Annotated in this window: 10 protein-coding genes; 7 read left to right on the top strand and 3 right to left on the bottom strand. The window is 75.0% G+C overall.

Annotated features, from left to right (window positions below):
* Nucleotides 1-984 carry a MoxR family ATPase gene (locus AB0H37_RS22025; protein ID WP_179836063.1) on the bottom strand — a complete coding sequence of 328 codons (984 nt, stop codon included), beginning with the start codon at nt 982-984 and terminating at the stop codon, nt 1-3.
* Between the two features lie 57 nt (nt 985-1,041).
* Nucleotides 1,042-3,183, bottom strand: coding sequence for a fibronectin type III domain-containing protein (locus tag AB0H37_RS22020; RefSeq protein ID WP_360614754.1), 2,142 nt, complete (start codon nt 3,181-3,183; stop codon nt 1,042-1,044).
* 269 nt (nt 3,184-3,452) lie between these two features.
* On the opposite strand from AB0H37_RS22020, the gene AB0H37_RS22015 reads away from it, so the two are divergent.
* The 6 genes from AB0H37_RS22015 (at nt 3,453) to AB0H37_RS21990 (ending at nt 11,629) form a co-directional block, all read left to right on the top strand.
* Complete coding sequence (locus tag AB0H37_RS22015; RefSeq protein WP_229810596.1) at nt 3,453-4,220, top strand: M50 family metallopeptidase; 768 nt, start codon at nt 3,453-3,455, stop codon at nt 4,218-4,220.
* A gap of 84 nt (nt 4,221-4,304) precedes the next feature.
* Entirely contained in the window at nt 4,305-5,597 is a 1,293-nt protein-coding gene (locus AB0H37_RS22010) for an SWIM zinc finger family protein (RefSeq protein WP_360614752.1), read from the top strand.
* A complete protein-coding gene (locus AB0H37_RS22005; protein WP_360614751.1) occupies nt 5,594-7,114 on the top strand; it encodes a DUF5691 domain-containing protein in 1,521 nt (506 codons plus the stop codon). Before AB0H37_RS22010 ends, AB0H37_RS22005 begins: the two co-directional genes overlap by 4 nt.
* A gap of 59 nt (nt 7,115-7,173) precedes the next feature.
* Entirely contained in the window at nt 7,174-8,244 is a 1,071-nt protein-coding gene (locus tag AB0H37_RS22000) for an AAA family ATPase (RefSeq protein WP_179838876.1), read from the top strand.
* Nucleotides 8,241-10,439 (top strand): DUF5682 family protein, encoded by a 2,199-nt coding sequence (locus AB0H37_RS21995; RefSeq protein ID WP_360614749.1) that lies wholly within the window; start codon nt 8,241-8,243, stop codon nt 10,437-10,439. Before AB0H37_RS22000 ends, AB0H37_RS21995 begins: the two co-directional genes overlap by 4 nt.
* A 53-nt stretch (nt 10,440-10,492) precedes the next feature.
* Nucleotides 10,493-11,629, top strand: a complete 1,137-nt coding sequence (locus AB0H37_RS21990; protein ID WP_360614819.1) for a VWA domain-containing protein — start codon at nt 10,493-10,495, stop codon at nt 11,627-11,629.
* A 5-nt stretch (nt 11,630-11,634) separates the two neighbouring features.
* Here AB0H37_RS21990 and AB0H37_RS21985 read toward each other — a convergent pair whose 3' ends face one another.
* On the bottom strand, nt 11,635-13,188 hold the full coding sequence (locus AB0H37_RS21985) for a serine/threonine-protein kinase (RefSeq protein ID WP_360614747.1): 1,554 nt from the start codon (nt 13,186-13,188) through the stop codon (nt 11,635-11,637).
* A 101-nt stretch (nt 13,189-13,289) separates the two neighbouring features.
* On the opposite strand from AB0H37_RS21985, the gene AB0H37_RS21980 reads away from it, so the two are divergent.
* Entirely contained in the window at nt 13,290-14,363 is a 1,074-nt protein-coding gene (locus AB0H37_RS21980) for a DUF6777 domain-containing protein (RefSeq protein WP_360614745.1), read from the top strand.
* Nucleotides 14,364-14,375 lie beyond the last annotated feature (12 nt).

Below are 14,375 nucleotides of genomic sequence, written 5' to 3'. Positions count from 1 at the left end.
TCACACCCCGGCGGCCTGCGGCGTCGGCACGTTCCCCAGCGCCTCGGCGACCACGTCGGCGCCCGAGCGCCCCCGCAGCTCCGCCTCCGGCGTGACGATGAGCCGGTGCGCGATGACCGGGACCGCGAGCGCCTTCACGTCCTCGGGAACGATGTAGGAACGGCCGTCCGCCGCCGCCCGCACGCGCGCGGCGCGCAGCAGCGCGATGCTGGCCCGGGGGCTCGCGCCGAGCCGCAGGTCCGGGTGCTCGCGGGTGGCGGCGACGACGCGCACGAGGTAGTCGTACAGCGGCGGCGCGACGTGCAGCCGCTGCGCGAAGTCGATCATGCGGGCGAGGTCCTCGCGGCTCATCACCGGCGGCATCTGGTCGAGCGTCACTCCGGTCGGGGTCCCGGCGAGCAACGCCACCTCGGCCTGGTGGTCGGGGTAGCCCATCGAGATCCGCATCAGGAACCGGTCGAGCTGCGCCTCCGGCAGCGGGTAGGTGCCGTCCATGTCGACCGGGTTCTGCGTGGCGATCACCATGAACGGGCGCGGCACCGGATGCGGGACGCCCTCCACGGTGACCCGGCGCTCCTCCATGACCTCCAGCAGCGCCGACTGCGTCTTGGGCGAGCCGCGGTTGATCTCGTCCGCGACGGCCAGGTTCGCGAAGATCGGCCCGGGGTGGAACTCGAACGCGCTCGTCCCCTGGTTGAAGATCGACACGCCGGTGATGTCGCTGGGCAGCAGGTCGGGCGTGAACTGGATGCGGGCCCACTTCGCCTCGACGGACGCCGCCAGCGCCCGTGCCAGGGTCGTCTTGCCGACGCCCGGGACGTCCTCGACCAGCAGGTGCCCCTCGGCCAGCAGGCAGGTCAGCGCCAGCTCGACCTTCTCCCGCTTGCCGCGCACGACCCGCTCGATGTTGCCCGCCAGCGCCGCGAACATCTGCGCGAACCGCCCGGCCAGCGCGTCCGCGTCCACCGCCGCGTTCTCACTCATGATCTGCATCCCCGCGCGCTCGACATGGTTCGTTCGCCCTCGGCCGGCCTCGGCCGCTCACGTCTGGCATTCGAAGAGCCCGTCCGACGGATAGCCGTTCTTGGAGGTGGCCACCAGCGTGTCGTTGAGGTAACCGTTGCCGTACTGCGTCCGGACCTGGTTCCAGACGGTGCTGGACGTGTTGCTCTCATCGTCGTGGTACGGCGATCCCTGGACCTGGCACACCACGGTCATCGTGATGATCTCCCCCTGGGGGATCTTGCCTGTGGTGGGACCGGAGGTGTTCGGAGCCGACCGGATCAGCGTGTTGGTCTGGCCGTTGTTCTGGTTGCGGATCTGCTGGGTCGGATACGCCAGATCCACGGTCTTCGTCAGCTCGGTGGAGTCACCGGCGCCATTGCGGGCCCTGACGGTCACCTGGTGAGTCGTCGCGTTGGCCAGTCCGCGAACCGCCTGCGAGGTGCTCTTGGTCGTGAGCGTCCCGCTGGGCGAGGTCACGACATAGGTGACGTCGAAGCCGGACGAGGGGGCCCATCGGAGATCCGCGCCGTGGTTGACGGCGGTGGCGGTGAGGCTGGTCGGCGGGCCGGGGGCGGTGCAGGCGGTGGCGCCGACCTCGCCGGACTCGCTGTAGGCGGGCTTTCCGTTCTTCCTCTTGTACTCGGCGGCCACCTTGTAGATGTGGGTGGTCGTGTCGCAGGTCAGGCCGCCGACGGAGAACGTCCCGCCCTGGCTGCCGCCCGGGAACCGGGCGGGGCTCGCGCCGGCGACGGGCTTGCCGTCCCGGCCGAGCAGGACGAACCGGGCCACCGGGTAGACGCCCTGCGGCTGCGCGGCCGCCGTGAACCGCACCTTGATCGAGCCGTTGTCGCCGGACGCGGCGGGCGTCGGCGGGTCGGGCGCGGTGGGGTCCCTCTTCACCGGCGGCTTGGCGGGCCTGGCCGGCGGCGTGACGGTGGTGGAGCCGCCGGTGCCCCCGCCGCCGCCGTTGCGGTTGCCCTGGCCCCCCGGGTTGGTTTGGACGGGCAGGGGGCGCCGCGCGCCGCCGGGGACCTTGTCCTCGTACTTCTTGATGCGCTTGACGCCGCCGTCCGGGCCGAAGGCGAGGGCGGTGGGGCCGTCGGGATCGTTCACCCACAGCATGTGGTCGCGGACGAGCATCTCGATCGCGCCGCCGGGGCGGGTGGCGGCGATGGGCCGCTCCCAGGCGTTGCGCTCGGTGTTGAAGACCAGCAGCCGGCCGGACGTCCGGTCGGGCAGGTAGACGCGCTGCCCGAGGACGTTCGGCGGCTCGAAGGCGTGGTCCGGCACGCGCAGGGCCACCGAGTCGACCCGTCCGACGCCGGTGTCCAGCAGGTAGAGGGAGCCGCCCGCGCCGAGCATCGGGACGATCTGCCCGTCGGCGACCGCGGGGACCTTGACGCCGTTCGCGGCCCGCGCGACGGGCGCGGGAAGGTTGATCCGCTGCGTGCCCTCGGGGCGGACGATCACCGCCGCAGCGGAGGTGCTGTCGATGATCACGGGCCTCCCGGCGGCCATCGTCAGCGCGAGGCGGTCGCCGGCCTTCCCGGCCGCCACGGGCTCGCCCTGGCGGCCGGACCTGAACGGGATGACGTGGCCCGTCTGCGGGACGGGCACCCACAGGGCGCCGTCGGCGTCGATGCCCGCCTGCCCGAGCGGCGCGGTGAGCGTCGCGGGGCTGCCGACCGGTGCCAGGGACACCGGGTCGATCTGCTGCACGGTGCCCTTGACGAGGTCGACCGTGTAGGCGGCGCCGGCACCGGAGAGCACCTGCATGCCCGGCCCGCCGACCTGCCGGCTCTTGGTGATCTTGAGTTGGGAGGGGTCGATCCGGCTGACGACGCCGGTGTCCTCGTCGACCAGCAGCACCGTCGTGCCGTCCTGGACGACCTTGATGTGGTGTCCGCGCATCTGCGGCACCACCGGGGCCTTGCCGTCGACCTTGCCGGCCAGCCCGTTGGCGTGGACGACCAGGCCCTTGCCGCTCGCGCTCAGCCAGGCCCCCACGTCCGAGAGCCTGTACCGCGCGCTGGCGGTGCCCACGCCGTAGACGACCGCGCCCACGGCGAGCACGCCGACCAGCCCGGCGGCGATCTGGCCCGTCAGCCTGTCACGCCGGAAGAATCGGAAAAGACCGCGCGGGCCGGTGGTCCGCGCGGAGGATCGGTCCCCGTTCAATCCCCGCTCACCCTCTCGGCGCGCCGGGAGCGGGAGCCGCTGGCCCGGGGCGCGAAGGCACCTTAACGGCAATACGGGGCGCTCCGGAACGGGATTGCGGAGATCGGCCTGGTGGATCGATGCCGGTCCGGCGGGTTACGGGTGATCGGCTATGACATTGATCACACATGGGCGGCAGGAGGCGGAATGCCCCGTCCGTCGGTCGGAGAACCGAACGCGAACGTTATCCGGGACGTCCTAATGTTGGGCATCGCGACGACGACTCCGAGGTGGACGTGGAAAACGTGAGCATCGCCGACCTGTGGCACCGGGTGACGGGAACGCAGCCGGATCCGCCGTGGTGGCTGGTGGCCCTTGTCGGCCTCGTGGCGCTCGCCTCGGTGGTGCACGGCCCGACCTGGCGGATGGCGCGCAACACCGTCACGATCGCGCACGAGGGCGGGCACGCGCTGGTCGCGCTGCTCTTCGGCCGCAAGCTGGACGGCATCAAGCTGCACTCCGACACCTCGGGCGTGACCGTGTCCCGCGGGAAGCCGCACGGCCTCGGCATGATCTTCACGGCGATGGCGGGGTACGTGACGCCGCCGCTGCTCGGGCTGCTGTTCGCGCTGCTGCTGGAGGACGGCCGCATCACGCTGATGCTGTGGTTCTCGCTGGCCCTGCTCGCCGGGATGCTCATCATGATCCGCAACGCCTACGGCGCGCTGTCGGTGATCGTCACGGGCGCGATGGTCTTCGCGGTGTCGTGGCTGGGGAGCGCCACGGTGCAGGCCGGGTTCGCCTATCTGGCCGCCTGGTTCCTGCTGCTGGCAGGCACCCGCCCGGTGATCGAACTGCAGCGGATGCGGGCCCGGCACATGGCGCCGAGCTCCGACGCCGACCAGCTCCACCACCTGACCGGCGTCCCCGGGCTCGCCTGGGTGGGCCTGTTCGCCGCCACCGCCCTGGTGGCCCTGCTGGCGGGCGGCGCGCTTCTCGTCCCGGACGTCTCGCTGCCCGACCTCCCCACCCCGCCGGGCTTCGGCGGAGTGGGCTGACGCCGGACCGGGGCGCCAGGCCCCCGATTGTCCGAGGGCGCCGATAGTTTCGGTGGTGTGAGGGATCGGTGGTCTCGTGAGCAGGTGCTCGGGCTCGCATCCGACGCGTCGTCCGCCAAGGCGGCGGGCGGCGTCGCCAAGCCCGCCAAGTGGGCGGGCACGGGGTGCGACGACGAGGCCGTGTGGGGCGAGTGCCAGGGCAGCGGCAGGTCCTCCTACCGGACGTGCGCCGACCTGACCGGCCCGGCGTTCCGGTGCACGTGCCCGAGCCGCAAGTTCCCGTGCAAGCACGCCTTGGCTCTGTTGTTCATGTGGGCGGACGGCCTCATAAAAGCCGAAGGCGCACCGGGGGGTGCGGAGGGTCGTCCCGGGTGGGTTGCGGAGTGGGTCGAGGACCGCCGGGAGCGGGCCGGCCGGGCGGCCGAGCGGCGGGCCGCGTCGGCGGCCAGGGTCCGCGATCCGAAGACGGCGGAGCGGCGGGCCAGGCGGGTCGACGACGGGCTCGCCGAGCTGGACCAGTGGCTCCGCGACCAGGTCGCGCACGGGCTCGCGCAGGCGGAGAAGGCCCCCTACCGGCTGTGGGACGACGCGGCGCGGCGGCTCGTCGACGCGCAGGCGGGGGCCCTCGCGGGGCCGGTCAGGGGCCTGGCCGCGATCCCACGCCGGCCCGGCTGGCCGGGGCGCCTGCTGGAGGAGTACGCGCTGCTGCGGCTGCTCGTCCGGGCCTACCGGCGGCAGGAGGAGCTGCCCGAGGGGCTGCGCGAGACCGTCCGCTCGCGGGTCGGGTTCACCGTCCCGCAGGAAGAGGTGCTGTCCGGCGGCGAGCGCGTCCGGGACCTGTGGTCGGTGACCGGGTCGCGCGACACCGCGCAGGACCTGCTCACCACGCGGCGGGTGTGGCTCCGCGGGAGCCGGACCGGGCGCCCCGCGCTCGTGTTGTCCTTCGCCGCACCGGGCACATCCCTGGACGGCTCGCTCGTCGCGGGTACGCAGGTCGATGCGGAGCTGGCCTTCTACCCGGGTGCGCAGCCGCTGCGGGCTCTGGTCGCCGAGCGGTACGGGGCGCCCATGCGGGGCACGCCCGCGGGGACGTCGGTCCGAGGCTTCCTGGACGAGCACGCGGCGGCGCTCGCGCTCGACCCGTGGCTTGACCGCTGGCCCGCGACGCTGGAGGACGTCCGCCTGGCGCGCACCGGAGGCGGAGACCTGCACGTCGTCGACGGCGCCGGGGACGCGCTGCCGCTGCGGATGGGCGATCCGTGGCGGTTGCTCGCGCTGTCGGGCGGCGGGGCGGTCACCCTGGCCGGGGAGTGGCGCCCGCGCGGCCTGCGCCCGCTGACCGCGTGGCACGAGGACGAGGGGACGGTGATCCTGTGACGGCGTGGGACGAGCACGTCACCGCCGCGCTGCTGGGCACCGAGCGCCGCGACCCGCCCGCCCTGGCCGAGGCGCCCGGCGACGACGGCGGCCAGGACGGCGACAAGGCGGGGCGGCTGCTCGACCAGGCGGCGCTGCTGGCCGTGCGGCGGCGGGCGGGGCAGGTCCCGTCGGGCTCGGCCCCCGAGCCGGTGGCGCTGGCCCCGGTGGAGGACGTCCCGGCGGTTCCGAGGGCGGCGGCGGCCCGGCTGCGGCGGATCCTCGGCGGTGAGCAGATCCGGGTGCTGCCCGAATGGCTGGACGCGGCGGCCGCCCGGGGCCTGCGGGTGCCCGCCCAGTCGCTTCCCGACCTGCTGGAGCGGGGGCGCAGCGACCGGATGCTGCGGCCGTCGATCGCGCGGGCGTGCGGGCGGCGCGGCGTGTGGCTGGCCCTGCAGAACACGGACTGGGCCTATCTGGTGGGTTCCGGTGACGACCCCGGCGGCGGCCCCGAAGTGTGGGAGACCGGGTCGCGCAACCGGCGGGTGGCCTACCTGACCATGCTTCGCGAGACCGAGCCAGAGCGCGCGCGGGAGCTCCTCCAGGGGACCTGGGCCAAGGAACCGGCGCCCGATCGCGCGGCGTTCATCGCCACCTTCGCGCATGGGCTTTCCCTCGACGACGAGGGGTTCCTTGAGGCGGCCTTGGGCGACCGCGGGAAGGACGTGCGGCAACTGGCGTCCGACCTGCTGGCCCGCCTGCCGGGCTCCGCGTACGGGGAGCGCATGGCGGCGCGCGCCCGTGCCTGCCTGACCGCCGAGGAGCGCACGGTCCGGGGCCGCGAGCAGACGTGGATCCGGGTGGAGCCGCCCGCCGCCCACGACGAGGACCTGGCCCGCGACGGCGTCCCGTTCCATCCGACCGGGTCGTTCGCGCCGCGCGGCGGGGGCTCGCCGGTGGGGACGCGGGCCGCGTGGCTGCGCGAGATCCTGGCCCGCACCCCGCTGTCCACCTGGACGGAGCTGTTCGGGCTGCCGCCCATGGAGATCGTGTGCCTGCCCGTCTCCGACTCCGACGGGCGCGACGTCCACATCGGCTGGGCCCGCGCCGCCCTCGGCCAGCGCGACACCGGATGGGCGCGGGCGCTGCTCCGGGGCGGCGTCATGGTGGACGAGCCGGAGGCCCTCGCCGACCTGCTGTCGGTCCTGCCCGGCCCGGAGCGCGACCCGGCGGCGGCCGACCTGATCCGCTGGGTGGAGGGGCGTCCCGGTCTGCTGCGGGTCCTGGAACGGGTGCCCGGTCCGTGGGCCGGGCCGCTCGCGGCTGCGGTGGTCGGGACGCTGAACGCCTCCGCCGAGCTCCCCACCCGCCGCGACGAGCACCTGATCACGCAGCTGTCCCGGCTCGCCGACCAGCGGCTCGACCCGGCCGCCGCGACCCGCCTGGCGGCCCTCGGACCGGCCGCACCGCGGGCCGTCACCGACCTGATCGCGACCCTGCGTTTCCGCGACGAGATGCTGAAGGAGCTTGACCAGTGACCGAAGAGGCGGGCCCGGGGGGCCTCGACGACGGCTCCCCCGCACCGACCGCGGGCGCCGTGCTGCGGCCGCACGCCGAGCAGGAGCACGCCGGCGAGCTGGCGCGGCTGGCCGAGCACGACGACCGGCCCCGGCCGCCCGGCTGGCGGCTGTCGCCCTGGGCGGTCACCACGTACCTCCTCGGCGGGGAGCTGCCGGACGGCTCGGCGATCAGCCCGAAGTACGTGGGGCCGCGCCGGCTGATGGAGGTCGCGGTGGCGACGCTCGCGACCGACCGGGCGCTGCTGCTCCTCGGCGTCCCCGGCACGGCGAAGACCTGGGTGTCCGAGCACCTCGCCGCCGCGGTCAGCGGTGACTCCACGCTGCTCGTGCAGGGGACGGCGGGCACGGCGGAGGAGGCGATCCGCTACGGCTGGAACTACGCGCGGCTGCTCGCCGAGGGACCCTCGGAGCGGGCGCTGGTGGAGAGCCCGCTGATGCGCGCGATGCGGCGCGGCGCCGTCGCCCGCATCGAGGAGCTGACCCGGATGCCCTCCGACGTCCAGGACACCCTCATCACCGTCCTGTCGGAGAAGACCCTGCCCGTCCCCGAGCTGAACACCGAGGTGCAGGCGCGCAGGGGCTTCACGGTGATCGCGACCGCCAACGACCGCGACCGGGGCGTCAACGAGCTGTCCAGCGCGCTGCGCCGCCGGTTCAACACGGTCGTCCTCCCGCTGCCGGAGTCCGTCGAGGACGAGGTCGCGATCGTCGCGCGGCGCGTCGACCAGATCGGCGCCGGGCTGGAGCTGCCCGAGAGCCCGGCGGGCTTGGAGGAGATCCGGCGGGTCGTCACGGTGTTCCGGGAGCTGCGGTCCGGGGCCACGGCCGACGGGCGCACCAAGCTGAAGTCGCCCAGCGGGACCCTCAGCACCGCCGAGGCCATCTCGGTGATCACCAGCGGGCTGGCCCTGGCCGCGCACTTCGGCGACGGCGTGCTGCGCGCCGCCGACGTGGCGGGCGGGATCGTCGGCGCCGTCGTCCAGGACCCGGTGTCCGACCGCGTCGTGTGGCAGGAGTACCTGGAGGCGGTCGTCCGGGACCGGCCCGAGTGGCGGGACTTCTACCGCGCCTGCCGGGAGGTCTCTTGAGCCAGGTCGAAGTCTTCGGCATCCGGCACCACGGGCCGGGCTCGGCCCGCGCGCTGCGGGGTGCGCTGGAGGACTTCAAGCCGGACGCGGTGCTGGTCGAGGGGCCGCCCGAGGCCGATGCGATCGTGGAGCTGGCGGGCGAGCCGGGGATGGTGCCGCCGGTCGCGCTGCTCGCCTACTCCCCCGCACCCGCCGACGGCGACCGCAGGGCCGCGTTCTGGCCCTTCGCCGAGTTCAGCCCGGAATGGCAGGCGATCAGGTACGCGCTGTCGGAGGGCGTGCCCGTCCGGTTCTGCGACCTGCCCGCCGCGAACCAGCTCGTCCCGGCGCAGGAGGAGCCGCCCGAGGAGGGCATCAGGCTCGACCCGCTCGGCTGGCTGGCGAAGGCCGCCGGGTACGACGACGCCGAGCGGTGGTGGGACGACGTGGTCGAGCACCGCCACGGCGGCCCGTCCCCGTTCCCCGCCATCGCCGAGGCCATGGCGGAGCTGCGCGGCGAGCTCGAACCGGCGCCGGGGGAGGAGCGGCGCGAGGCCCACATGCGCCGGACGGTGCGCCGCGCCCTCAAGGAGGGCCACGAGCGGGTCGCCGTGGTCTGCGGGGCGTGGCACGTCCCGGCCCTGCGCGCCAAGGTCCCCGCGAGCCGCGACGACGGCACGCTGCGCGGCCTGCCGAAGACCAAGGTCGCCATGACGTGGGTGCCGTGGACGCACGGGCGCCTCGCCGGATGGTCCGGCTACGGCGCCGGCGTGCGCTCCCCCGGCTGGTACCACCACCTGTTCGCGGCCCGCGACCGCCCGATCGAGCGCTGGCTGACCGCCGCCGCCCGCGTCCTGCGCGAGGAGGACCTGCACGTCTCCTCCGCGCACGTGATCGAGGCCGTCCGGCTCGCCGAGGCCCTGGCCGCGCTGCGCGGGCGCCCCCTCGCCGGGCTGGACGAGGTCACCGAGGCGACCCGGGCCGTCCTGTGCGAGGGCGCCGACCTGCCCGTCCGGCTCATCCAGGACCGGATGGTGGTCGGCGAGCGGCTCGGCGCGGTCCCGGAGCGGACGCCGATGGTGCCGCTGCAGCGCGACCTGCAGGCCGAGCAGCGGCGGCTCAGGCTGAAGCCGACCGCGCTCGACAAGGAGCAGGACCTCGACCTGCGCAAGCCCACCGACCTGGAGCGCAGCCGCCTGCTGCACCGGCTCCGCATGCTGGACGTGAACTGGGGCGTCCCGTCGGAGAGCCGCTCCAAGGGCACGTTCCGCGAGACGTGGACGCTGGCCTGGCGGCCCGAGTTCGACGTGGAGCTGATCGAGGCGAGCGCGTGGGGCACCACCGTGCGCGGTGCGAGCACCGCCCGCGCGCGGGAGGCGGCCGAGAGCGCCACCGCCCTCGCCGACCTCACCTCCGTGGCCGAGCGCTGCCTGCTCGCCGACCTCGGCGACGCGCTCCCCGCGGTCATGCGCGCCCTCGCCGACCGCGCCGCGGTCGACACCGACGTCGCGCACCTGATGGCGGCGATGCCCGCGCTGGTCCGCGCGCTGCGCTACGGCGACGTCCGCGGCACCTCCACCGGCCCGCTCCACACGGTGGTCGACGGCCTCGTCGTCCGCGTCTGCGTCGGGCTCCCGCCCGCGATCACCGGGCTGGACGACGACGCCGCCCGCGAGTTCCTCGGGCACGTCGACGCCGTCCACGGCGCCCTGGCCCTGCTCGCCGACGAGGCGCACATCGAGCGCTGGCGCCGCACCATGGAGGGCCTGCTCGGCCGTCCCGACACCCTGCACGGCCTCATCGAGGGCCGCCTCACGCGCCTGCTGCTCGACGCCGGGCGGCTGCACGACGTCCCCGACCGGATGGCGCGCGCCGTGTCCGTCGGCGCGGCGCCCGACCGCGCCGCCGCCTGGGTCGAGGGGTTCCTCGCGGGCGGCGGCCTCCTGCTCATGCACGACGAGGCGCTCCTGCGGCTCGTCGACGAGTGGATCGCCGGCCTGCCCGCCGACGCGTTCACCGACGTCCTGCCCCTCCTGCGCCGCACGTTCGGCGCCTACCCCGCCGCCGAGCGCCGCGCCATCGGCGAGCGGCTCCGCCGCCGCGGCCGCGCCCCCGCAGGGCGGGCACGGCCCCCGGAGGACGACGTCGACGAGGCCCGGGCGGCGTCGGCGGCCGCCACGGCCCTGCGGATCCTCGGATGGGAGAAGCCGTCGTGACCGACGAGAGCGTGACCGACGAGAGCGTGGACGACCGGCTGCGGCGCTGGCGGATGGTGCTCGGCGGCGACCAGGCCGACGGGACCGGCGTGACCCTGGCGGGCGACGACGTCGGTATGGACGGCGCGCTGGAGCGGCTCTACGGGGCCGGCGGCGACGAGGGGCGGCCCCGGCCGGGGCGGCGCGGCGCAGGGCTCGGCGACTCGGCGCCCTCCGTGGCCCGGTGGCTCGGCGACATCCGCACCTACTTCCCGTCGAGCGTCGTGCGGGTGATGCAGAAGGACGCGATCGAGCGCCTCGACCTCACCCGCCTGCTGCTGGAGCCGGAGATGCTGGACGCGGTCGAGCCCGACGTCCACCTCGTCGGGACGCTGCTGTCGCTGAACCGGGTGCTGCCCGACAAGGCCAGGGAGTCGGCGCGCGCGGTGGTCCGCACCGTCGTGCGCGACCTGGAGCGGCGGCTCGCGCAGAAGACGCGGTCGGCCGTCGGCGGGGCCCTCGACCGGTCGGCGCGGGTGCTGCGCCCGAGGCGGCTCGCCGACGTCGACTGGGACCGCACGATCCGCGCGAACCTGCGCCACTACCTGCCCGACCAGGGCACCCTCGTGCCGGAGCGGCTGATCGGGTACGGCAGGCGGCGGCAGGCCGTCAAGCGGGACGTGGTGCTCGCGATCGACCAGAGCGGCTCGATGGCGGCGTCGGTGGTGTACGCGAGCGTGTTCGGGGCGGTGCTGGCGTCGATGCGGTCGCTGCGCACGTCGCTGGTGGTGTTCGACACCAGCGTCGTGGACCTCACCGACCAGCTCCACGACCCGGTGGAGGTGCTGTTCGGCACCCAGCTCGGCGGCGGCACCGACATCAACCGCGCCATCGCGTACTGCCAGAGCCTGGTCACGCGCCCGGCCGAGACGATCCTCGTGCTGATCAGCGACCTGTACGAGGGCGGGGTCCGCGACGAGATGCTGCAGCGGGTCGCGGCGCTGACGGCGGCGGGCGTGCAGGTCGTCGTCCTGCTCGCCCTGTCGGACGAGGGCGCGCCCGGCTACGACCACGACAACGCGGCGGCCCTGGCCGCGATGGGCGTCCCGGCCTTCGCGTGCACCCCCGACGCCTTCCCCGGCCTGATGGCCGCCGCCATCGAGCGCCGCGACCTCAAGGAGTGGTCCGAGCGCGCCGCGGGAGACCGGTGACCGCCTCAGACGGGTGACCGGGAAAGGCCGCGGACCAGGAGGACCACCACCAGGGCGGTCAGCAGGGCGTGGCCGGCCAGGGCGGACGGCTGGATCTCGACGAGCGCGCCCCAGGCCGCCCACATCGCGACGCGGGCGACGCGCGCGGCCATCACCGTCCCCGCCGCGGGGCGGCTGCCGCGCCACGCCAGGATCGCCCCGACCAGGGTGACGACGGCGACGACGGCGAACGACGAGGCGACCACGGGCAGCAGGCCGCCCCGGTGGCCCTCGCTGAGGGACGGCTGGGCGATCAGGATCGCGAGGGCGGCGACGTCCACGGCGGCGAGCAGTCCGGCGAGGAGAAGCCCGGTCACGACCGCCGGGCCGCGCCGCAGCGTCCGGGGCGTCCGGGGCAGCGGAGCGGGCCCGGCCGCAGGTCCGGCCGCAGGTCCGGCCGCAGGTCCGGCCGCAGGTCCGGGCCCAGGTCCGGGCCCAGGTCCGAGCGCAGGTCCGAGCGCAGGTCCGGGGGAGGCCGGATCGGGCGACGGCGGAACGGGCGCGGGCGGAGCGGGCGAAGGCGGAGCCGGTGCGGCCGTGGGCGGGCCGGGCCATGTCGGCGTCTGCACACCGGAGGTCTGGACGAACGTGTCGGCGGTCGGCTGCGGCGTGATCTCGAGCACGGGCCCCGGGACCGGCGCCGTCGGGCCGGTGAAGTCCTCCGTGACGTGCTCGATGGGGATCTCCAGCCGGGCGTGCCGCTCGCTCTCGCCGAGCAGCCACAGCAGGACGTCCTCGGAGGTGGGGCGGGCCTGCGGCTCCTTGGCGAGGCAGGCGGCGGCGACCTCGGCGAGCGGGCCGGGCAGGGCGCCGAGGTCGGGCGTCTCGTGCAGGATCCGGTACATCACCGCGGGCAGCGGGCCGCCCGCGAACGGGTCGCGGCCGGTGGCGGCGAACAGCAGGGTGCTCGCCCAGGCGAACAGGTCGGCCGACGGCCCGACCCGCCCGGTGAACTGCTCGGGGGCCATGTAGGCGGGCGTGCCGACGACCTGGCTCGTCATCGTCGCGCTCGCGTCGAACGCGCGCGCGATCCCGAAGTCGATCACGCGCGGCCCGTCCGGGCCGATCAGCACGTTCTGCGGCTTGAGGTCGCGGTGCACGACGTTCGCGCGGTGGATCGCCGACAGCGCCGTCACCGAGCTGATCGCGAGCCGGTCGAGGGCCGCGCCGGTGCGCGGCCCCTCGTCGCGGACGAGGGCGCGCAGCGAGGGCCCCGGCACGTACTCGCTGACGATGTAGGGGCGGTCGCCCGCCACGTCGGCGGCGAGCATCTGCGCGGTGCAGAACCCGGCGACCCGCTCCAGGACGGCCATCTCGCGCACGAACCGCTCCCGGGCGTTGGCGTCCCCGACGAGCTGGGCGTGCAGCAGCTTGACGGCGACCCTGGACGGCCCGGGCCCCGGCTCGGCGGGCCGGCCGAGGTACACCGCGCCCTGGCCGCCGGCGCCGATCCGCCCGAGCAGCTCCCAGCGGCCGAGCCGGGTGGGATCGGCCGCGGAGAGGGGGACCGGACCCGCCATTCGCACCCCCTCGAAAAAAATTGAGCATTCCCGCGGGCACAAAACCGCTCCGCCCGGCATCGAAGAGTATAGGTTCGGCGAGCCCGAAGCGGGAGAAGAAGATGCTGCAGATTCGTTCGACGATTGCGCGGTCCAGGGTCGGCGCCGTGCCGCTGGCGGGGGCCGTCGCGGCCCTCGTGGCGGCGGGCGCGCTGACCGGCTGCGGGGACGCCGGCGCGACCATCACGCGGCTGACGGTGGGATCGCCGGGGCCCGACCCGTACACGCTGGCGTCCGGCACCGACAGGGTCGATGTGAAGGCGAGGCCGCAGGCAGGCGGCACGAAGGAGGGGGACGCACCGGGACTCTACGGCGGGACGCGCCAGGCCTCGACCTGCGACAGGGAGAAGCTCGCCGCCTTCCTGCGGGCCCACCCCGACAAGGCGCGGGCGTGGGCGCGGGTGCAGGGGATCCCGGCGAGCGACATCCCGCGGTACGTGTCGCGGCAGACGCCGGTCCTGCTGCGCACCGACACGCTGGTCACCAACCACGGGTACCGGGACGGGGAGGCGACGAGCGACCCCGCGGTCCTTCAAGCCGGAATGGGCGTTCTGGTCAATGGTTACGGAGTGCCCACGGTGAAGTGCAATTGCGGCAATCCCCTCACTCCGCCCGACAAAAAGATCTCCACCCGGAACGCGTCGTACAGTGGCCGATCCTGGCCGGGATTCGAGAAGGGGAATGTCACCCGAATCCGGCCGCGGGATTCCCAGAAGGGGACGATCGTCACTTTCGTCCTGGTCGACCCGGAGGCCACGATGGGATTCGCCCGGCCCCGCGCCACCGAGGGGGCGTCGGACGGGCCGCCGACCGCGCTGCCGCGGACGGAGACGGAGGTCGTGGCGAGCGACTCGCCCGCACCGTCCGACTCCGGCCTGGAGACGCCCGGTACCGAGTCCCCCGGGACGCAGTCGCCCGGCCCGGGGACTCCCGGCCTGGAGACGCCCGGCACCGAGCCCCCCGGGACGCAGTCCCCCGGGCCGGAGACCCCGGCCCCCGCGCTCTCGTCCCCGTCACCGGGCGTGGCCACGCAGGACCCGGGTACGGGTGCCGGTGGGAAGGATGCGCCGGGCGACGGGGCGCACGGGCCGGTCTCCCTGCCGCCGTCGAAGGAGCCCGCGCCCGCGATCTCCTGACACCGTGCGCTA

Source organism: Actinomadura sp. NPDC023710 (assembly GCF_040639875.1).
Lineage (GTDB): Bacteria > Actinomycetota > Actinomycetes > Streptosporangiales > Streptosporangiaceae > Spirillospora > Spirillospora citrea.
This window is presented reverse-complemented; position numbering and strand designations above follow the sequence as displayed.